Genomic DNA, 20,772 nt, shown 5'->3' on the forward strand with positions numbered 1-20,772 from the left:
ATTAACTAATATTCCGATATAAGCTAAGCATCGGGATCATCACCGAGGCGATAATAAACCCAACCACGCCAGCCAGCAAAAGGATCATCACCGGCTCGATCAACTGCTTCAGCTTGTCCACGGTATTCTCTACGTCGCGTTCGTAGAAATCCGCTACCTTGCCCAGCATCGTATCAATCGAGCCCGTCTCTTCGCCAACCCGGATCATCTGAGTCACCAGCGGCGGAAATACCCACGACTGGCGCAGCGGCTCAGACAGGGGCCGGCCTTGGCGCAGCGAGGTCTGGCATTCCCGGAGCGTAGCTCCGATCACCCGGTTACCGACCGCCTTCTCCACGATGGCCAGGGCCTGCATCACCGGCACCGCACTGGCGAACAGCGAGGACAACGTCCGTGTCAACTGGGCGATCGCGCTTTTTCGGTTGAGCATCCCGAACACGGGGGCTTTGAGCTTGAGGTAATCCCAAGCATAGGCACCTCGCTCCCACCGCAGGAGAAGATAGACGGTGGCGACCGCCGCCAAAGCGGTCAACAGCCATAGGATCCAATGCTGCTCCAGGCTACGGCTAAGGGAAAGCGTAAACTTCGTGATCGCCGGCAGATCCCCACCCAGTTGGGCGAACATCGCCTGAAACCGCGGAATCATAAATTTCAGCAAAAAGATAATGACAAACACGGCCATCACGCTGACGATCAGCGGATAAGTCATCGCCGACTTCACCTTTTCCCGCGTAATATGCGCCTTTTCAAAATACACGGCCAACCGCTCCAGCGTCTCCTCCATGCTGCCCGCCTCTTCACCCGCACGGATCATGTGCACGAAGATCGTCGGAAAGATCCGCGGGTACGCCGAGATCGCCCCGGAGAATGTATTGCCTTTGCGAAGCTCGGCCGTCACTTCGGCCAGCGTCTTCTTCAGCGGTTTGCTTTCAGATTGCTCCGCAAGGATCGCGGTCGCCTCAACGATGGAAATACCCGCCTTGATCATCGTGGCTAATTGCCGGCAAAACACGACGAATTGCTCGTTTTTGACCGGACTCCCTAGGTAAAACTCCTTATTCCAAACAGTCTCCCGCTTTTCGCGCAGACCGGTTACAACGATTTGCTGCCTCTTGAGCTCGGCAAGCGCGGCGGGTCGATCGGGAGCTTGCAAAGCCCCTCTGCGTTGTTTCCCCACCCCATCCTTGCCTTGATATACGTACTGGGGCATCTAGCATCTGTCCTTCCGCTTCTCACATCTGTCTTTGCGCCACTCATGAATTAGAGCGTGCTTTCCGTCAAGTACGGCCGGGCTGAGGCTTCATCCACCGCGCCCAGCCGCAACAGCTCACGCAGGCTCATCTCCAGCGTGTGCATCCCAAGCTGGAAGTTCGTTTGCATCACGCTTTTGATCTGGTGCACCTTCTCCGAACGGATCAGGTTGCCGACCGCCGGCGGATTGAGCAGCAATTCCGTCGTGCAAATGCGCCCCTTCCCGCTGCGGGATGGCAGCAGCCGCTGAGACAGGATCGCCAGCAGCACCGAAGCGAGTTGAATCCGAATTTGCCCCTGTTGAGCCGGCGGAAAAGCATCGATAATCCGATCGATCGTTTGTGGCGCATCGGCGGTATGTAAGGTGGCAAAAACGAGGTGGCCGGTTTCGGCCGCCGTGATCGCCGTCCGGATCGTTTCCGGATCGCGCATCTCCCCGACCAGAATAATATCCGGGTCCTGGCGAAGTGCTGCCCGGAGGCCGCTGTCAAACGATACCGTATCCAATCCCACCTCACGCTGATTGATGATCGACTTATCATGGCGATGCAGATATTCGATCGGGTCCTCCAACGTCACGATATGCTTACGCTGCGTATGGTTGATATGGTCTATCAACGAGGCCAAAGTCGTCGATTTCCCGCTTCCGGTTGGGCCGGTAACGAGAAACAAGCCTTGCGGCTTCTGGGCCAGCTTCAGCAGCACGGGCGGGAGATGTAAGGTTTCGAATGCCGGGATGGATGGCGAAATGACCCTAGCCGCGATACTGATCGAGCCCCGTTGCCGGAATACATTGATCCGGAACCGGGAGATCCCAGGCACGCCGTAAGAAAAATCCAACTCCCCTTGCTCCGTGAATTTCTTGTACTGCGCTGGGCTCATCAACTCCTGCACGATCTGCTCCAGCGTGGACGGCGACAACAGCTCCTCGCCCAGCGCTTGAAGTATCCCGTCGATCCGCAGTACCGGCGGCGAATTCACCGTCACATGCAAATCGGATGCACCGGCATCAAAAGCGTGTTTCAACAGTCCGTTAAACGTTTCGTCCGTTACGATAGGTTCCTGGTTCATCGCTCTTCCTCATCTACTTCGCGGATGATTTCCTGCAGGGTGGTTCGTCCCTCCAGCGCTTTCTGAATCCCGTCGGCAAACAGTGTCGTCATTCCTTGCTCCTTCGCCATCTGGCGTAGTTCAGGGATTGAACAGCCGTCCACGATAGCCGAACGAAGATCATCGCTAATGATCAGGGCTTCATGCACCGCCATCCGGCCGCGGTAGCCGGTTTTGCCGCAAGTGCCGCAGCCGGCGCCGCGGTACAGCTTGTCCGTGCGTATGCCAAGCCGCTCCAGGTAAATCATTTCCTGCTTATCTGGCGTATAGGCGGCTTTGCAATCCGGGCAAATGCAGCGCACCAGCCGCTGAGCTACGATCCCGATCAGCGAGGACGCGATCAGGTACGGTTCGATGCCCATGTCGCGCAACCGGACGACCGTACTTACCGCATCATTCGTATGTAAGGTCGAGAATACGAGATGGCCCGTTAACGAAGCTCGAATTGCAATTTCCGCCGTTTCCAGGTCACGTATTTCTCCCACCATGATAATATTAGGGTCCTGCCGCAGGATCGAACGCAGCCCCCTGGCGAACGTCAGTCCAGCCGCAGGATGAACCTGCATTTGGTTCACGCCGTCCAGCATGTATTCCACTGGATCTTCGACCGTTATGATGTTCGTTTCCTCTCGGTTCAGGTGCTGTAATGCCGAGTACAGGGTCGTCGTTTTCCCACTTCCCGTTGGTCCTGTCAGCAGGACCATACCGTGCTGCTTTTCGATCATTCGCCGGAACAAGCTTAACGAATGCTCCGTCATGCCCAGCTTGTCCAATCCCTTGACGCCGTCGGCGAGATCGAGCAGCCGCATGACGATTTTTTCCCCATGAACGGTAGGCAGCGAAGACAATCGAATATCAATGGGCTTGCCGTCCACCAGCATCTTGATTCGGCCGTCCTGGGGCAGCCGCCGTTCGGCAATGTTCAAGTTGCCCAATATCTTCAGTCTGGCGATGATCACACCTTGCATCGACTTCGGAACGGTCCGCTCGTTCCGAAGCTGTCCGTCGATCCGGTAGCGGATCGCAAGCTGCGTATCCATCGGGTCAACATGGATGTCGCTGGCCCCGAGGCGTACCGCCTGCTCAATCATTTGCTGCACCAGCCGGACGACGGGCGAATCCTCACCTAATATCACCGAATCTTCAACATCGATTTGAGCCACGCCAACTCCGAGATCCTTAATCATCTCGTTCATGGAGTCCTGCAGGCCATAGAGCCGGGCAATTCCTCGCTGCAGCTCGCCCCGTGAAATAATCGCCGGTTCGATCGTAAAGCCGGTGCTCATCCGAAGGTCGTCGATGACAAACAAATCCAAAGGGTCCGCCATCGCGACCATCAGCTTACGTCCGTCCACGCGGATCGGGAGCACTTGATAACGTCTGGCCATCTGCTCCGGAATGACCTGGCTCAATTTGGCATCGATTTGAAACCTTGACAACGTGACATGCGGGATACCAAGTTGAAACTCCAACACCTCGATGAGCTGGTGTTCCGTCAGGACGCCTTGCGCCAGCAACACGTCGCCGAGTTTTTTCTTTGTACGCTGCTGTTCCTCCAAAGCGGTTTGCAGCTGCGGTTCCGTGATGATTCCGGATTCCAGTAGAAGTTCACCCAACCTTTTTTTGATCGTGTACATGGTTCACCTCATCACTGTTGGAATTTTTAAGAGAATCTGAGAGTGCATGTGCTGAAAAAAAGCTGTTACGAGGTTAGTTCCAAAGGCCTATCCAAGTACGTTCGGGTCATTTGATAGATTACACGAGGGAAAATTATGCAACCTTAATTTCATAACGATTATATACCTTTCGCAAAAACGATGCTATCATTTTTATAGTAAAATATACCTAGAATACATAGCTCGACAGGACTCTCCATCGACTAACAAGACTCAACATTTTTTTATACCGTTTGAAAGCGAGTGGATCGTCATGAATTCCGCCTTAAACCCCAAAAAATCTTCCCTTCGGCATACGATTGCTCGGGAAGACGGTCTAACGCTACTCGAAGTGGCCCTTGCGCTAGTTATTCTCTCGATCGTCAGCTTATATTTTCTATCCTATTTCACGAACAGCGCCACGCAGAGCAAGCTTACGAACCAACGCCTGTCTGCGACCCATTTGGCCAACGCCCATCTGCACGAGATGCAGGCCATGGAGTTCTCAGTGCTGCAAACCTGGGCCAACCGCCCCCCGGGTACGCTGCCTAATGCGACTAAGGACATCTACCTCCTGACGACCGAGATCAGTGACCGAAATTCGAAATACGCTTCCAATCCCGACATTCTGTACATCACCGTAACCGCCTATTGGCAGCCCGATCCGTCCCAAGGAGCCGGCAAATATAGGCATAACGTCTCGATTACTGGCGCCGTCAAGAAGAACTATGCGACTGCTGCGGGAGGGAGTTTACCATGAAGCTTCGGATGGAGCTGATTCGCCGTGAAGACGGCATCACACTCGTGGAACTGCTGGCCGCTTTGGCTTTGTCCGGTCTCCTGGTCATTTTGGTGTCCACCGTATTGACCACCTCGCTGTTCGCTTTTGGACGAGTCAACCATGAAACCGAGCTGCGAAATGAAGCGATTACGCTGAGTTCCGCGCTCCAGGCCAAACTGAGAAACGCCGCGGCGATCTCAAGTTCTGGAAGTAGCTTTACCCAATTTCAGGCTGAGGTGGTCACCGACGCGCTTTCGGAGGCAACCCAGACGATCCGCTTCCAACTGAACGGTGGACAGCTTCTCCTTGACGGTGTCCGGTTCAGCGACGAAACGCTGGATTTAACCGGCACCACGTTCACCAAGGGACCCAACGATTTACTTCTGAACCTGAAAGTTGCGCTCAAGAATGAGCCCAAGGTGGAACCCATCTATTTATTCGTTTCGATAAAACTTATATCGTGAGGTGCGTAGGGATGAAAGGACGAGGACAAGCCGCTTTTCGCCAAGAGCAAGGTTATGCCTTGATCTCCGTATTGCTTCTGGTTGCCCTCCTTCTCGTGGTGGGCACTCTAGTCATGCAGTCGGTGACAAACTCCCAAGGCATGGTGAACGTCTCTGAAGATATCGTCTCCGCTCAAGCCGACGGCGAAACGAAGCTGTTGATCAAGCTTTCCGAACTCAGGGCTGCCGTGATGGCGCTGATGAAGAAGGACAAGGTCACGCTGGAGGATGTCAAAGCTGCCGCCGCTCCTTATGTAGAGTCAGATACGGTAACTTTGGACAAGGAAAACCAGCGATATGTCGCCATTGTCAAAGCCGACGGGGTGTCCGACAAAATTACGCAAACCTTTCGGCGGAAGGTGGCAATTACGCTATCCTTCACCCCGGGCGATCCTTCCCCGGGATCCGGAACGGGCGGGTATGCCGTTGTTAGCTTTGGAGCCCTGGCGTTGAACGGAACGACGATCAATGGCAACGTCTATTCGGCAGGTGCCGTCGCCAATAATCAGTCCAAAATCAACGGAGTGCTTGTATCCCCTACCATTCCGGGCGGATCTGGTTTAACTCCACCGGATAAGCTGGATATTTCCTCCATTGTCCATCAGGTCGATAAGGAAATGAAGACGACGAAATCCGCCCTCTTTTCCACTCCGGCCACACCCCTGGATTTCGAGGTCAAAGCCAACGCCAAGTATACAAAATCAACCGTATTGAATTCGATCAAATTGATGCCCAATGTCACTTTAACGGTGGATGGCGATCTTTGGGTGAACGGCGGGGTAACGATGGAGGCTAATTCCTCGATTGTTGCCAGCGGGATCATCTACATTAGCGGGGACTTGCTCATGAACAGCGGGAACAACATGAAATTACAAGGCAGCCGGATAAAAGTAAACGGCACAACCAATTTTAACAGCGATCCTACGGTGAACATAACTGGGGATTTCTACGGAAGCACGTTAAACACGAGCGGTACGTTACTGGCGAAAAACATCTATTTAACGGGAACCTCAAACGGCAACATCAATGGCAGCAATCAATTCGCCTTGTTCGCTGCGGGTTCGGTCAACCTGAATAACGGGAACTCCCCTTCGACCCTAGCGGGCAGCGTCTATACGAACGGAGCGTTAAATATCAACGGTAACGACAAAGTCATCATCAACGGCTCCACCGCTCCCCCTACGCCCCCCGACAAACCGTCGGAGATCAAGTTTGAAGAGAAGAACGTTGTGATCAACTGAATGGCCTCAGCGCGGAAACACTTTATGCCGTGAAATAGCGCACGGGAGCGCTTGAGCTATTCTAACGGACTCCAACGCCGTTATTTCGGGATAACAGCCAGCTATAAAAATGTAACGGACCCCACAGACCTTATTTGGCGTTTTTGAGCTACATGCACGGGATTTTCGGTCAAATAACGGCTCTACGGTCCGTTAGAATTTGGAAAGGCCCCCTTTAGGGCGAATAAGGTCTTTCAGGTCCGTTAGGGTGACCACTAGTGACCAATAGCATGCGATGAGCTGATGAGCCTAACGCAGCGCACAAACAAACCGGCCGCCATCGCGAGCCGGTTTGTTCTTTGCAATTTACTTCAAAGACTCCGCGATCCGGATCAATTCGCTTTCGTCTAACCCTTTGGCGATCAGATCAAACATCACGCCATCCGCCTCCCAAGCAATCGAATTCCCATTCACGATGATAGCATCCGCACCACCGATCTTGGTCTTCTTTACCGCTCCCTCCGTAGAGCTGGCATAAGCGGTTTCTTCGTCGGCTAGCCGCTGCTGAATGTAAATTTCATTTCCGTTACTCGCTTCGGCAAAATACAAACTGATGTATTTCGGGCTCGCTGTCCCCTGTTCGTCGAGATATTGTTCGGCCCGTTTAAAGGCGTAACCTTCAGGCAAGAACGCTGGCATTTTGACCTGGAATGCGGTGTGTTGACTCAAGGCTTCCGGGTCGGACAACGTAAGAATCCCTTCCTTCACCTCAGCTTCCGCTTGGGCCTTGGTCACGATTTCCTCGTTGTCAAATCCGGCGATCTCCTCGCCATCCGCGGTATACAACGTCCCTATATGCGAGTTCATCTCGAAAACAGGTTTACCGTCCTTCGTGAACACTTTGCCCTGCAAAGCTTCCGGCAACGGGATTAACGCTTCCTCCGAAGGAGATTCGACCTGATAGACGGTGATATGTCCTAACGTAACCGTGGAAATAATCCGATCGAGCAAGCCGCTGGCAAACGACGAAGGCGTAAATCCGATCCCGATGACCAGAATCAGCGCCGCGGCAACAGCCACCGCTCCGGCAAGCTTGCGACCCGTAAAACCACGGACGGCGCCGCGAGCAGAAGTAGGGTTCGTGATCCGCTTTTTTACCGCCTCTTTATGAATTCCCGCACCCAGTTCGGCAGCGGCAAGCGCTCCTCCGAAAGCTACCAACTCGGCGTACTCTCCGGTCTGACTCACGGGATCCTCGCGTCCTTCCAGCAGTGCGTCAACTTCAGCTTCAAAACGGCGGTATTGTTCTTGGTTGTCCATCCTTATCCTCCCTTTCAAGTTCCAACTTTAACTTCTTCGTAGCGCGAAACAGCATCACACCGATATGGCTTTCGCTTAAGCCAATAAATTCGGCAATTTGAACATTCTTCAGACCAGCACCGAATTTGAGGGCTATCAAATGTCGTTCCTGGGGCTTTAACGTCTGCAAAGCTCGACTCATTTCCGTCTCCGCTTCTCGGACGAGGGTCCGGTCCTCCGGCCCTTGCTCTCGAGATGGAGACTCTTTAAACAGATCCAGGGAAAACCACTTCCGCCTCTGCTGCTTCCGGTAATAATCGTTTACCGTATTGCGGGCTATGGCGATCAGCCATGCCTCAAACGGGGAGCGATCTGCCCGAAAGGTACCATAGCGGGTCAATACCTTCTCGAAGACCTGGCTGGTTAAATCCTCTGCCGTATAATCGCAGTCCACCCGGAAGCGAATATATTTAAAGATTCGGGTATAGTAGGTTTCAAAAATCACTTCAAACTCCGTATCGGCCGATACGGCTGTCCGCTCTTCTTGGTCTCGCTTGTCCTGCTCCTTCACGGATGGAAACAGCGCGCGCTGCTGCAGCATGTTCCTTCCCCTCCTTTCTCCAAGGGACGGATTTCTTGGGGTCACTTCCTCCGCGCGGCAGGATGCCGCCTCCAAGCCATCCGCATGTTAATACGTTTAAGACCCGGTAATCATTACACTTGCCTACAAAAAAAACCGCCGGGCTTACGTCCAGCGGTTCGAATTTATTCTCATTGCTTTAGATTACGCAGTCACGACGTCCAGATCCACGTCGCGTTTGAATGCCTCGGTGTCGTTCTCGCCGAGGATCTTTCCGGTGATCACACCCGCGGTGATCGAGTCATTGACGTTCAAGGCAGTCCGGCCCATATCGATCAACGGCTCGACGGAGATCAAGAGGCCTGCCAAAGCGACCGGCAAGTTCATCGTCGACAGCACGATCAGCGAAGCAAACGTCGCTCCGCCGCCGACGCCGGCGACCCCAAACGAACTTATGACAACAACCAGGATCAACGTCAGAATGAAGTCCCAGCTCATTGGATTAATTCCTACGGTTGGGGCAATCATGACGGCCAGCATTGCGGGATATATCCCGGCGCAGCCGTTTTGCCCGATCGTTGCGCCAAATGAAGCCGACAAGTTGGCGATCCCTTCCGGTACGCCCAGACGTTTAGTCTGTGTTTCCACATTCAGCGGAATCGTTGCGGCACTCGAACGCGAGGTGAACGCAAACACCAGCGTCGGGAGCACTTTACGTACATATTGGATCGGATTGTAACCAAATACGGCCAACAGGATCAGGTGAATAATAAACATCACGATCAATGCCACGTAGGAAGCACCGACGAACTTGATCAGCTTCAAAATCTCTTCCGCATTGGTTGTGGCCGCGACGTTCGTAATCAATGCCAAGATGCCGTAAGGCGTTAAACGCAGCACCAGCGTAACGATCCGCATCACGACGGCATAAACCGCTTCAACCACTTTGCGGAACGTATCTGCCTGCTCCGGCTTCTTCTTATCCAACCCAAGCACCGCTACCCCGATAAATGCTGAGAAAATCACGACCGCCAGGGTCGAGGTGCTCCGCGCGCCCGTCATATCCGCAAACGGATTGGTCGGAATGAAATCCAGCACTTGCTGCGGAATCGTCTTGTCTTCCACCGTACCGAGCCGTTCCTCAAGCGCCGTCCCGCGCGCCTGTTCCCGTTCGCCCGCCTGGATTTCGATCGCCTTGAGATCGAAGCTCAAGCTGGTCACGATACTGACGCTCGCCGCGATCGCCGTCGTAATCAACAGCACCGCGATAATTAGTCCGCTCATTTTGCCCAAATTCTGCTTGCCTTTCAGGTTCATGATCGCTGAGATGATCGATACCATGATCAGCGGAATCACGACCATCTGCAGCAGCCCTACGTAACCTCGGCCAGCCAAGTTAAACCAGTCGGTTGACTTCGCAATAACCTCCGAGCCAGCCCCATAGGACAACTGCAAGATAATGCCGAACACCAGCCCAAGGCCCAGCCCGGTAAATACCCGTTTTGTAAAAGAAACGTGCTTCTTCTGCATCCAAATCAGAACGCCGATCAGCACCAGCATGACAGCTACATTAATGATGATACGCAAGGTATCCATAATCAGATCTCCCCCTGAAAAAATAATACATAAATTCGTCTTCGCACCCGCTGGGCAAACGCCCAGATGCGAATTACAAATCGTATGATATCACATATACGAGTATTTTGATAGGATTAATTTTCACAGAGCTTGTCATGGAATTGAAGACGTTCCATCCTCTCGTATAAGACCGTAAACCAGCGGCCATACCATACAGTGAATCCGTTCATCATAGTCGAGTTCCAACGTTTGCGCATTATTATTAGGTGATGATTTAACGATTATGGCTTATTTTAAGGTAAATGAATAGGATTGTTCTATATTCTATCCCTTAAATCAGCACTATTTGAATGAAGTAGGGAGTATTACTGAGAAATTCGAAGATAATGATGAGTATTATTAAAAAAGAACCGAATTTTCATCGATTTCATTTGTGCAAACGTTTTAATAATGTCATGAAGTCAGGTATGATGGTGAAATAAAGGGACTATTCGGAAAGGAAGATGATCCATGCAAACCACAGGCCTTCTCCGACTTACGAAGTTACGGCGGATTGGAAGCGCTGTCCTCATCCTGCTGCTGCTGGCGGGTTGCACCGGAACGCCGGACGGCAACGCCTCAACCCCGAAACCAAAGGACAACAACACGGGAACAACGGCAGATTCAAGCCATAACTCGGACGGGGGTGCGGAAGCTGTTACAGCCGATGCCGTAGATCCCCAACCGTCTACGGTATTCTATGAAGTCTTCGTCCGTTCCTTCGCCGATTCGAACGGCGACGGCATCGGAGATTTCAAAGGCTTGACCCGCAAGCTCGACTACTTGAACGACGGAAACCCAGATACCGACTCCGATCTGGGTATCGGCGGGATTTGGCTGATGCCGATTAACCCTTCGCCAAGTTACCACGGCTATGATGTGACCGACTATCGGCAGATTAACCCGGACTATGGTACATTGGACGATTTCCGCGAGTTTCTGAACGAGGCGCATAAACGCGGGATCAAGGTCATCATGGATTTGGTCGTCAACCATACCAGTAAGGAGCACCCTTGGTTCAAGGAGGCGGCTGCCGATAAATCCAGTAGTTATCGCGATTGGTACGTATGGGCCGAGGATAGCGGAACGGCCACGTCCGGCTCCAGCGCCGCTGGAAGCGGTAACCCTTGGCATAGTGTGCGAGGCGACCACTATTTAGGTATATTCTGGGAAGGGATGCCCGATCTCAATTTTGATAACCCGAAAGTACGGAAAGAAATCACCGCGACAGGTCAGTTTTGGCTGAAGCAGGGTGTGGACGGGTTCCGACTAGACGCCGCAAAGCATATCTATGAAGATCTGCAGACCGATAAGAGCCAAGCGACCACGGACAAGAACGTTGCCTGGTGGCAGGAGTTCCGTAGCGGGTTAAAGGAAGTTAAGCCTGACGCCTATCTCGTGGGGGAGGTATGGGATCCTTCGGCGGCGCTAATCGCTTCCTATTTGGATCAGGCACTGGATTCCGGGTTCAACTTTAGCTTAGCCGAAACCATTCTCAGCAGCGTCAAGACGGAAAAAGATGCGAATATCCCCTTCACTCTGGAGCGTTCGTATAAGCTGTATGGCGAGAAATCCGGCGGCCAATTCGTCGACGCCACGTTCCTGACCAACCATGACCAGAACCGGGTCATGACCCAGCTGGAGGGGGATTTACCGCATGCGAAGATGGCGGCAAGCTTGCTGCTGACACTTCCCGGCAACCCGTTTATTTATTATGGCGAGGAAATCGGCATGTATGGCGCAAAGCCTGATGAGCTGATCCGCGAGCCGATGCGCTGGACGCAGGACGACAGCGAAGGGCAAACGACCTGGGAGACCGCGGAGTACAATGCCGGCAAGAAAGGCCTTAACGTAAGCGAACAAGCCGGTGACCCGGCTTCGTTACTGTCGCATTACCGCAAGCTGATTCAGATCCGGAACGAGTTTCCCGCACTCAAAGACGGCGCCATTCAGGAATATGAAACGGACCAGCCGGGAATAACGGCCTTTGTGCGCATCACAGAGGACCAGGCTGTACTCGTTGTTCACAATCTGACCGGTGACAAACTTACGTTCACATTGGACCCGAATCAAGCGGACGGCAAGAGCTTCGCCAAGTTGCTGGCTGAAACGAGCATTGGGGCGGAGCTGAGCGGGAACACGCTAGGAATACCGGCATATTCGACGGCCATTTTGGAATAAAGCTCGCTGCTTTAACGCAACCGTAGCTGCCGCTACCCCAACTTGTCATCGCTCCGTCGCTCCGTTCCGACTCCACAGACCGCAGTTACATGGAGCCTCGTAACGGACTGTAACGGACTGTAACGGACTGTAATGACGTTATTCGATCCTATAATGCGGACTTCTTTACGTAACGGACTCCAGTGACGTTATTTGGGCCAAATCGAGTATTCGAAGCGAATCGAGACCCAAATAGCGTCTCCTGAGTCCGTTAGCTGCCTGCCAAAAATATAAACGCTCCGGCGGAAGGAAGACTAGCTTTCCTTCAACGCCGGAGCGTTTTTAATTATGCAAACTAGTTAGCGGCTCCCCGCTCGTTCTCCCTGAAACGCGCTAAGCGAACGTTGCAATTGAGCTGCCAGCTCTTCCAGCCGAGCTGACAGATCGACCAATCCGGCGCTGACCCGATGCTGTTCCTGCGACATGGACGCAACCTCTTCGGTGGAGGCGTTGGTTTGCTCCACAACGGAACTGACCGTATCGACGAAATCATGCAGGATCGATTGCGAATGCAGCAGTTCCTGAACGGAGGTGGATGAACTCCGGATCTCCGTCACAAATTGCTCCATCTCCCTTTTGACGTTCTGGAAGATGCCGGCCGCCTCTTTCACGGCTTCCGTTTGCGCGGCAAACAACGGGGAAATGCCTGTCAGCACCTCAACGGTTTGTCCGATCGCCTCCTGGATCTCCTCGGTGATCGCCGACACCGTCTGGATCGATTCGCCCGAAGCTGCAGCCAGCTCGCGAATTTCTCCGGCGATGACCATGAATCCTTTGCCGGCCGACCCGGCTCGGGACGCTTCGATCGAAGCGTTGAGGGACAATATATTCGTCTGCTTCGTCATCTCAACCATCGGGGCGAGGATCGACCGAATCGAGTGCGTGCTGCGGCTCAGCTTGTCCGAATTCCCCTCCAGCAAGGCCGTCATGCGTGAAATCGATTCGGTCTTCTCCACCAGCTGTTCCATGTACGATTCCCCTCGTTGGCTCACGTCGATGACCCGGCCAGCCGATTCGTCCATCACCGCGTTGAGCTGAGCTACCCGGCCCATCTGGTTGCCGATCTGCTCCGCCGTCTCGGTTCCTTTCTCCGCTTCCACGGCCAGGCTTTCTGCCCCGGCTGCAATTTCCCCGGTTGCTTGCGCAATTTCGGCAGCGGTTTGCGACGTGTCGCGCGAGGCTCTCGTCAGATTCTCCGCCGTAGTCAGCAATTCTGCCGCAGACACGTTCGTTTGTTCCACCAGCCGAGATATTTGCTCTAACATCCGGTTAAAGCTGTGGCCCAAACGTCCGATTTCGTCTCGCCCCTTGAAATGAGTGCGAACCTGTAAATTCCCGCGTTCGCCTTCCTCCATCAAACGGCAGAGCTTCTCCAAAGGCCGGCCGACCATGCGCACCAGTAAATAGCCGATCAGCACGGCAACCACTACGGCACCCAATAGCACAAATAACATCACGACCAGCAGCCGGTCCGCCGCACTCAGAAAATCACTCTCCGGGGCATACCCCACAACTCTCCAGTCGACCGTCTTTAGTTGCCTATAGACGACCAGTTGCTGTAACCCTTGCTCATCCGCGGCTTGGAATGAGCTCTCTCCCGATTGTGCAAGCTTCGCGTCAATCCGGATCACAGAATCCGTCTCCAAGAGGGTCTTATCCGCCGCATGGACAATGCGGTTATCCGCGGTAAGCACCCGAACCTGACCGCTCTTTCCGATTTGCAGGTTACCCAAAATGTCGCCCACAGCCTGCGCTTTGATCTCAAACAGCAGGATGTACTCCGCCTCCGGGTGATTCATGTTCCTCAGCAACCTGGCCATCGTAATCGTCGGCTCGGTGTAGGCGCCAAAAAAGCCCTTCTGCAACGCCGGAAACCATACGGGTTCTCCTTCGGCCTCCAACACCGATTTCACCCGCGCTTCCACCGCCTCGTCCGTACGCACCGAGCTGACCCCCGAGGACTTATACGACTTCACATCCTCCAGACCTTTGGTGACCAGACGCACCCCTTGAAGGCGATCGTCAGCCCCCTTCAACGCATCGAGTTTCTTACGAATTCGATCTTCGGCTTGCGTTCTGGCAACGGTTCCGATCCCCGGTTGGTTGACCGTTTCCAAATCGCTCCGCAACGTTTGATCGACGGCTAACTGCCGCGAGGATGCCTCATATTGGTCAAACAGAAAGTCCAGCTTGTCCGCGGCCTGCTCCACCGCCTGAGTGGATGCCGATGCCACCTGCTCACGGATAATTTCCCGCGACGCCCGGTAAGAACTGAATCCTAGTACTGCCGACAACAATACAACTGCAGCAAATACAATCACAAACATCTTCAAACCCACGGAATTCCAATGCCACTGACCGCGAAGCTTCTTCATACCCCGCATCCCCTTTTACAATATATGTATACAAAAAAAGGGTATAGCCCAGCTCGACTGAGGCTATACCCGGGTGTCTATTCTCTCTTGCTGCGTTATCCTTTGCTAGCGCCTGATGTTAGGCCGTCAACAAGCAACCGCTGTAGGAACATGAACAGGATGGTAATCGGCAGTGCGATCAGAACTGCCCCTGCAGCAAACAAGGTAAAGTTACTGTTTTGGTTACTGCTGACCATATCCCACATGCCAACCGCCAGCGTCCAGTTTTCCTTCGTCCGCAGCACGAGCCGAGCAAAGATAAAGTCAACCCATGGACCGACAAACTGGGTTAACGCCATATAAGTCAGCATCGGCTTGGACAGCGGGAGAATGATGCGCCGGAAGATCAGGAAGTTGCTGGCGCCGTCAATCCGCGCCGCTTCATCGAGCGATCGCGGAATCGTATCGAGAAAGCCCTTCGCGATAAACGTACCGCCGAGCGGGGCCCCTGCCGCATACACGATAATCAGCGCTATATGCGTATCGAGAAGCTGCAGCTCCCTGAGCAGCAAGTAAATGGCGATCATGCTCATGAAGCCCGGGAACATCCCCAGAACAAGCATGCCGGATAGCGCCGTTTTGCGTCCACGGAACCGAAACCGGGATAACGCATAGCTGGTGAGCAGTGTCAGCAGCACGCCCAGGAGCATGGAGAAAACAGCGATTTTCAGCGTATTTAAGTACCAGGTGCCAAACAAATACGTTTTCGATGTAAATAGTTCGGTATAATGATCAAACGTAAACTTCTCCGGAATCAGCGTTTTGCTATATAGCGATTTACCTGGCCGCAAAGAACCGAAGACGACCCATAGCACCGGGTAAACGGCGGCAATGCACAGTATAACCAGCATCACGTAACTGGCACCCAGCCGAATCGCGTTTCGTATTTTCCGTCCGCTCATTGGATCATATCCTCCTCTTTAAACGACTTGGTTCTGCGGTAGTTGTAAATCGAGAACGAAGCGATAATGATGAAAATAATGATCCCGATAGCAGAGGCCATGTTGTATTTGTTTTGGTTCAAGGTCAGTTTGTAGAGCCACGTAACCAGGAGGTCGGTAGCCCCGGCGTATTGATAATCGCCTTTGACCGGATCACCGCCCGTTAGCAGGAAGATGGCGTTAAAGTTGTTGATATTACCGGCAAATTGAGTAATGAGCGTCGGTGCGGTCGTGAACAGGATCATCGGAAGCGTAACGATTCTGAACTTCTGATATCCGGTAGCTCCGTCCACTTCGGCCGCTTCGTACAGATCCTTCGGAATCGTGGTCAACACGCCCAGGATCAGCAGCATGGAAACCGGAATCCCGACCCACATATTGACGACGATGACCGTAACCTTCGCCCAGAACGGGTCAGTCAACCACGGTAATCCGCCTAGCCCGAAATATCCGAGGTATTGGTTAATCGGACCAAACTGGCCATTAAACATATTTCTCATGACAAGCAGCGAAATCAGCTGCGGAATGGCGTAAGGAAGAATTAAAATCGTTCTCCATAGCCCCTTAAAGCGAATGCCCTTCTGATTGATAAGCAAGGCCACAAGCAACCCGCCGAAATAAGTCGTTATCGTCGACAAAATCGCCCAGATAATCGTCCAGGTTAAGACGCCGTAAAAGGTATGGCTCCAGGTTTTTAGCGCCACCAGATTCTTAAACGTTCCGAATCCGACCCAATCAACCAGCATGGCTGGCGGAATGTGCTTCGGCGCCGAGTAGTTGGTAAACGCGAGCAAGATCATAAAGATGATCGGCATCACGGTAAAAAATAAAATCCCGACAGCGGGGATACTCAAAAAAGCAACAGCAAATTTATAATCTAGCACATAGCGAACCGATTGCTTAAAGTTATTTGACTTCTTGCCTTTATCTCTCTCTTCCCCGATTTTGCGGGCGTCTCTGACGTTCATGACGTATACAAGAATGAACACCGCCAAGAACAGTAAGGTAATCAAGCTCTGAATCATGATGAAAATAGAGTGATCTCCATCCACCCATTTTCCTTTGACAAGCATTCTAGGCACTTCGCCAAGCGTAATCATACCCCAAACCGCATTGCCCAAATTACGAATAAAATAAGTGATCCCGAACGCTTCAATCAGCATCATCAACAAACCTTTGATGATCTGCCGATTATACAGCTGACCGAGCCCCATGCACAGTATCGACAGGATCGTCGCGTTTCTCTTGTGTCGGTCCATTTCCCTTCCTTCTCCTCTCCTACGGGAAATTAAGGAATGACCCGCCGCTAACAGCGGCGGGCAGATCGCTTTCCTCGTACGTCGTTTACTTATTCAGCCGCTCCGTTATTCAAATCCTTAATTTGCGTTGCGGCCTTTTCCATAGCTTCTTTCGGATCGGCATTATTATTCCAAATCTCCGGCAGTGCCGCATTTACAGGAGCCCATACGTTAGCCATTTCCGGAATAGAAGGCATTGGCTGCGAGTTCTTCGCTTGCTCAGCAAACGCCGATACGTAAGGATCGTTTTTGATTTGATCAGTTTCCAGCGCTTCAAGGTTCGTAGGTACTGCGCCAACTTTTTCGTTCAGCAACAATTGAGCGTCTTTCGTGGAAGCAAAGTTCGCGAACAATTTCGCTGCGTTCGGGTATTTCGTAAAGGAGTTCACGACCCAAATTTTAATCCCGGAGAAAGTGATCGCCGTTTTGCCGTTAATGGACGGATAAGGAGCCAGACCCAGGTTGTCGCCGAGAGCTGCCTTGTAGCCGGCCAATTCCCAAGGACCGTTGATGTCCATTGCTACGTCGCCTTCGTTAAACAAGCTGCGTTTAATGTCCGGGTTGATGTCGCCGCTATTGATCGGGAGAATTTCTTTCAAGCTTTGGAACACTTTCATACTTTCGATGGCTCCATCGGTGGTTAAGCCGATATCGTCAGGGTTTGTGCCATTATCGCCGAACAGGTAGCCTCCCGTGCTGGCAATAAACGGATAGTTAAAGTACATGTTCCCAACTTCCCACATGATGCCGTATTTATTCTTCGACTTGTCGGTGAACGTTTTGCTAAACTCTATAACGTCACTGAAGTCTTTTGGCGCTTCGGGAAGGATCGATTTATTGTAATACAGAGCCATCGTTTCGGCTGCCCGCGGATAACCATAGAGCGTACCGTCGAAAGTTGCGCCTTGGATCGAAGCTTCTGTATTGTTCTTCGTCGTTTCTTCGGCAAACACGTCGTTCGCCAAAATCAGACCGGAGGTTGCAGCGTTGCCCAAGTGATCGTGAGGAACGATCAGAACGTCGGCAGCGAGACCGGATGGTCCGTCTTGCGTCAATTTACCGATTTGATCGGTTGGAGCTACTTCTTCGATTTTTACGTTTACGCCGTATTTCTCCGTGAATTGTTTGGCGATTTCTTCTGTAAATACTTTCTCTTCTTTACTTTCCCAAACGACCAGTTCCGCGCCGTCTTCCGGAACGATCGACTCTGCGGAAGCATTGTCAGTTCCCGCATTTCCAGTGTTTTCGGTTTGGTTCGCCGGAGCATTCGCACTTCCGTTGTTGCCACCGTTATTATTCGATCCGCAAGCTGTGATGGAAATAACCAAGGACAGCGCCGCAACCAAGGTCAATGCTTTTTTGAACTTCATTACAATAACCCCTCCTAAATGTTTATATAGACGTTTTTCAAGAATTTTGCGCAAACGTTTTCAGAAAGTGCTTGAAACTATTTCGCCGTTGTGACTTCTATCTCCAATAGTTTAGCATTTCCCGCCCGAAAGCGCTTTATCCACGTAACACATCATACATCATGGCATGCTACTTGTAAAAACGTTTGCACAGTCCTAAACTGGGGGTAAATCATTTCTTTTCTCCTTCTCTCTTTTATTTTCTCCGATATTCGCATTTTTTATGTATTCACGACCTTGCCATACACTAGCATTCGAGGCATGTTTTCGCGTTTTCCCCCTATGTATCAAGCGGTATTTGTCCTTTTTGTCTACGATTACTTCCATACTTTCATTCAATACAACTCTCTTTGTGCTTCTGTCTTGTGCAATGGTTTGAACAGTGTTATAATCCGGATCAATGAGAGCAATACTAGCTTTGCCGCTCGGTTCAATAAGTTGAAGGCGCTGTTATCGAAAGGTACATCCTCGGCCCGTTACTTGGCTTGGATGTGCTTTTTTTGCTTATGCACAAAACAGCCGGGACGGAGCCTGGCGGACGAAGCGATCTAAAAACCGATTTAGGAGGAATTTATTATGTTACTCGAGGCCGTGTATCATCGTCCCAAACTCAATTGGACTTATGCTTACGACAACAGAACACTCCATTTGCGCCTGCGGGCCAAGAAGAACGATCTCACCGAGGTTTATGCTTTTGTTGGAGACAAATACATGTGGGATCAAAGCAAAGAGCTGATTCCGATGACCCTCATGATCAGCGACGAAATGTTCGACTACTGGGAATGCGCTTATCAACCGCCGCTGCGCCGGACGAGATACGGCTTCCTGCTGAAATCCGGCGAAGAGCAAATCTGGATGACGGAAAGCGAATTTACGAAGGAACGTCCGGCTGGTCCTGAACGGCTGTTCGAGTTCCCGTTCATTAATCCGATCGACGTGTTCACGCCGCCTGCATGGGTGAAGGATGCCATCTTCTATCAGATCTTCCCGGAACGCTTTGCAAACGGCGACCCGAGCAACGATCCGAAAGGGGCATTGCCTTGGGGCGGCAAGCCGGAACGGGATAACTTCTTTGGCGGAGATCTGCAAGGCGTCATCGATCACCTTGATCACTTAAGTGAACTGGGCATTACAGGAATCTACTTCACCCCGGTCTTTGAAGCGACAACCAACCACAAGTACGACACAGCCGATTATATGAAGATCGATCCGCATTTCGGGGACATCTCCACGATCAAGAAGCTAGTGCAGGCTTGTCATGAACGCGGCATCAAGGTGTTGTTCGACGCGGTGTTCAACCACTCCGGTAAGACGTTTGCTCCCTTCGTGGACGTGATGGAAAAGGGCGAAAAATCCCGCTACAAAGACTGGTTTTACGTGCGCGAATACCCTCTGCAAGTGAAGGACGGCGTACCAACCTATGATACGTTTGCGTTCGAACCGCTAATGCCAAAATTGAATACCGAAAACCCGGAAGTCAAAGAATACTTGTTGAAAGTCGCCGAGTTTTGGATTAAGGAAGTCGGAATCGACGGCTGGCGGCTGGACGTAGCTAACGAAGTGGATCATGCCTTCTGGCGCGATTTCCGCAAAACGGTAAAAACTGCTAACCCAGACGCCTACATCTTGGGCGAAATTTGGCACGAATCCTCCGGCTGGCTGCAAGGGGACCAATTCGACGCCGTGATGAACTATCCGTTCACCGAAGCCGTGCTTGATTTCGTCGTGCGCGGCACGCTCGATGCCGAAGGTTTCGCCAATGCGATCGGCAAGCAGTTGTCCCGATACCCTCTTCAGGCAAGTGAAGTGGCATTTAATCTGCTCGATAGCCACGATACCCCTCGCCTGTTGACGTTATGCAAAGACAACAAAGCCCAAATGAAGCTGGCGGCCCTGTTCCAGTTTACTTACAGCGGAACGCCTTGCATTTATTACGGGGACGAAGTTGGCCTTGACGGCGGGCAGGATCCCGATTGCCGCAAGTGCATGGAGTGGGATCCGAAACGTCAGGATCGCGACTTGTTCGCGTTCTACCAGAAGCTGATCGCCGTTCGCAAGCAGCTCGCTCCGCTGCGCACCGGCAGCCTGAAATTCCTGCTCGCAGAGAAGGAAGGCTCGAAGCTCGCGTATGAACGCGTATTGAACGGGGAGAAAGTGCTTGTCCTGTTGAACAACTACGATGCCGGACAGATCCTCGAGGTTCCTGCGGCGGGGCAAGCTTGGCGCGACGCCTTCAGCGGTCAAACCTACGGCACGAACGACGGCAAGCTCGCCGTTAAGCTTCCGGCTTACGGTTATGCCGTGTTGACTCTGGCGTAAACGATCCTTCCTACGCTAAATCAAGCTTCACTTTTTTTGTGGCCGGCCTAATTCCTTCTGGAAATGGCCGGTCGTTTTTTTGGGGTAAATCGTTTGCGCAATCCGAACAGTTATTTACTCCCAATGATGTTTAATTTCGATGAAAAAACCCTGAT

The 20,772-nt window shown here is 52.3% G+C and carries 15 protein-coding genes; 5 read left to right on the plus strand and 10 right to left on the minus strand.

Going from position 1 to position 20,772, the window contains the following annotated elements; all coding sequences use genetic code 11:
* Position 1: 1 nt before the first annotated feature.
* From IM700_RS02945 to IM700_RS02955, 3 genes are read right to left on the minus strand one after another with little or no spacing between them, the layout of a single operon-like run.
* Positions 2–1,210 (minus strand): type II secretion system F family protein, encoded by a 1,209-nt coding sequence (locus IM700_RS02945; protein WP_193416727.1) that lies wholly within the window; start codon positions 1,208–1,210, stop codon positions 2–4.
* Positions 1,211–1,260: 50 nt separating this feature from the next.
* Positions 1,261–2,322 (minus strand): type IV pilus twitching motility protein PilT, encoded by a 1,062-nt coding sequence (locus tag IM700_RS02950; protein WP_193416728.1) that lies wholly within the window; start codon positions 2,320–2,322, stop codon positions 1,261–1,263.
* A complete protein-coding gene (locus IM700_RS02955; RefSeq protein ID WP_193416729.1) occupies positions 2,319–3,998 on the minus strand; it encodes a GspE/PulE family protein in 1,680 nt (559 codons plus the stop codon). The genes IM700_RS02950 and IM700_RS02955 overlap by 4 nt, the downstream gene beginning before the upstream one ends.
* 292 nt (positions 3,999–4,290) lie before the next feature.
* On the opposite strand from IM700_RS02955, the gene IM700_RS02960 reads away from it, so the two are divergent.
* From IM700_RS02960 to IM700_RS02970, 3 genes are read left to right on the plus strand one after another with little or no spacing between them, the layout of a single operon-like run.
* Positions 4,291–4,776, plus strand: coding sequence for a type IV pilus modification PilV family protein (locus IM700_RS02960; RefSeq protein ID WP_193416730.1), 486 nt, complete (start codon positions 4,291–4,293; stop codon positions 4,774–4,776).
* Positions 4,773–5,261: a prepilin-type N-terminal cleavage/methylation domain-containing protein gene (locus tag IM700_RS02965; RefSeq protein ID WP_155607470.1), complete on the plus strand. Its 489-nt coding sequence runs from the start codon at positions 4,773–4,775 to the stop codon at positions 5,259–5,261. The genes IM700_RS02960 and IM700_RS02965 overlap by 4 nt, the downstream gene beginning before the upstream one ends.
* Positions 5,262–5,272: 11 nt before the next feature.
* A complete protein-coding gene (locus IM700_RS02970) occupies positions 5,273–6,541 on the plus strand; it encodes a hypothetical protein (protein WP_193416731.1) in 1,269 nt (422 codons plus the stop codon).
* Between the two features lie 345 nt (positions 6,542–6,886).
* Here IM700_RS02970 and IM700_RS02975 read toward each other — a convergent pair whose 3' ends face one another.
* The 3 genes from IM700_RS02975 to IM700_RS02985 all read right to left on the minus strand — a co-directional run bounded on the left by IM700_RS02975 (position 6,887) and on the right by IM700_RS02985 (position 9,995).
* Positions 6,887–7,840, minus strand: a complete 954-nt coding sequence (locus tag IM700_RS02975) for a DUF4367 domain-containing protein (RefSeq protein ID WP_193416732.1) — start codon at positions 7,838–7,840, stop codon at positions 6,887–6,889.
* Positions 7,809–8,420 carry a sigma-70 family RNA polymerase sigma factor gene (locus IM700_RS02980; protein ID WP_155607473.1) on the minus strand — a complete coding sequence of 204 codons (612 nt, stop codon included), beginning with the start codon at positions 8,418–8,420 and terminating at the stop codon, positions 7,809–7,811. Before IM700_RS02980 ends, IM700_RS02975 begins: the two co-directional genes overlap by 32 nt.
* A gap of 183 nt (positions 8,421–8,603) precedes the next feature.
* Positions 8,604–9,995 carry an L-cystine transporter gene (locus IM700_RS02985; protein ID WP_193416733.1) on the minus strand — a complete coding sequence of 464 codons (1,392 nt, stop codon included), beginning with the start codon at positions 9,993–9,995 and terminating at the stop codon, positions 8,604–8,606.
* A 492-nt stretch (positions 9,996–10,487) separates the two neighbouring features.
* Here IM700_RS02985 and IM700_RS02990 point away from each other — a divergent pair, with 492 nt between their 5' ends.
* Positions 10,488–12,197 carry an alpha-amylase family glycosyl hydrolase gene (locus IM700_RS02990; RefSeq protein WP_193416734.1) on the plus strand — a complete coding sequence of 570 codons (1,710 nt, stop codon included), beginning with the start codon at positions 10,488–10,490 and terminating at the stop codon, positions 12,195–12,197.
* Between the two features lie 338 nt (positions 12,198–12,535).
* Here IM700_RS02990 and IM700_RS02995 read toward each other — a convergent pair whose 3' ends face one another.
* From IM700_RS02995 to IM700_RS03010, 4 genes are all read right to left on the minus strand, one after another.
* Positions 12,536–14,611 carry a methyl-accepting chemotaxis protein gene (locus IM700_RS02995; protein ID WP_193416735.1) on the minus strand — a complete coding sequence of 692 codons (2,076 nt, stop codon included), beginning with the start codon at positions 14,609–14,611 and terminating at the stop codon, positions 12,536–12,538.
* 95 nt (positions 14,612–14,706) lie between these two features.
* Positions 14,707–15,552, minus strand: coding sequence for a sugar ABC transporter permease (locus tag IM700_RS03000; RefSeq protein WP_155607477.1), 846 nt, complete (start codon positions 15,550–15,552; stop codon positions 14,707–14,709).
* Positions 15,549–16,850 carry a carbohydrate ABC transporter permease gene (locus IM700_RS03005; protein ID WP_193416736.1) on the minus strand — a complete coding sequence of 434 codons (1,302 nt, stop codon included), beginning with the start codon at positions 16,848–16,850 and terminating at the stop codon, positions 15,549–15,551. The genes IM700_RS03000 and IM700_RS03005 overlap by 4 nt, the downstream gene beginning before the upstream one ends.
* Positions 16,851–16,939: 89 nt before the next feature.
* On the minus strand, positions 16,940–18,259 hold the full coding sequence (locus IM700_RS03010; RefSeq protein ID WP_193416737.1) for a sugar ABC transporter substrate-binding protein: 1,320 nt from the start codon (positions 18,257–18,259) through the stop codon (positions 16,940–16,942).
* Positions 18,260–18,874: 615 nt separating this feature from the next.
* Between IM700_RS03010 and IM700_RS03015 the strand changes: the two genes are divergently transcribed.
* Positions 18,875–20,617, plus strand: coding sequence for an alpha-glycosidase (locus tag IM700_RS03015; RefSeq protein WP_193416738.1), 1,743 nt, complete (start codon positions 18,875–18,877; stop codon positions 20,615–20,617).
* Positions 20,618–20,772 lie beyond the last annotated feature (155 nt).

Source organism: Paenibacillus rhizolycopersici (assembly GCF_014947195.2).
Lineage (GTDB): Bacteria > Bacillota > Bacilli > Paenibacillales > Paenibacillaceae > Fontibacillus > Fontibacillus rhizolycopersici.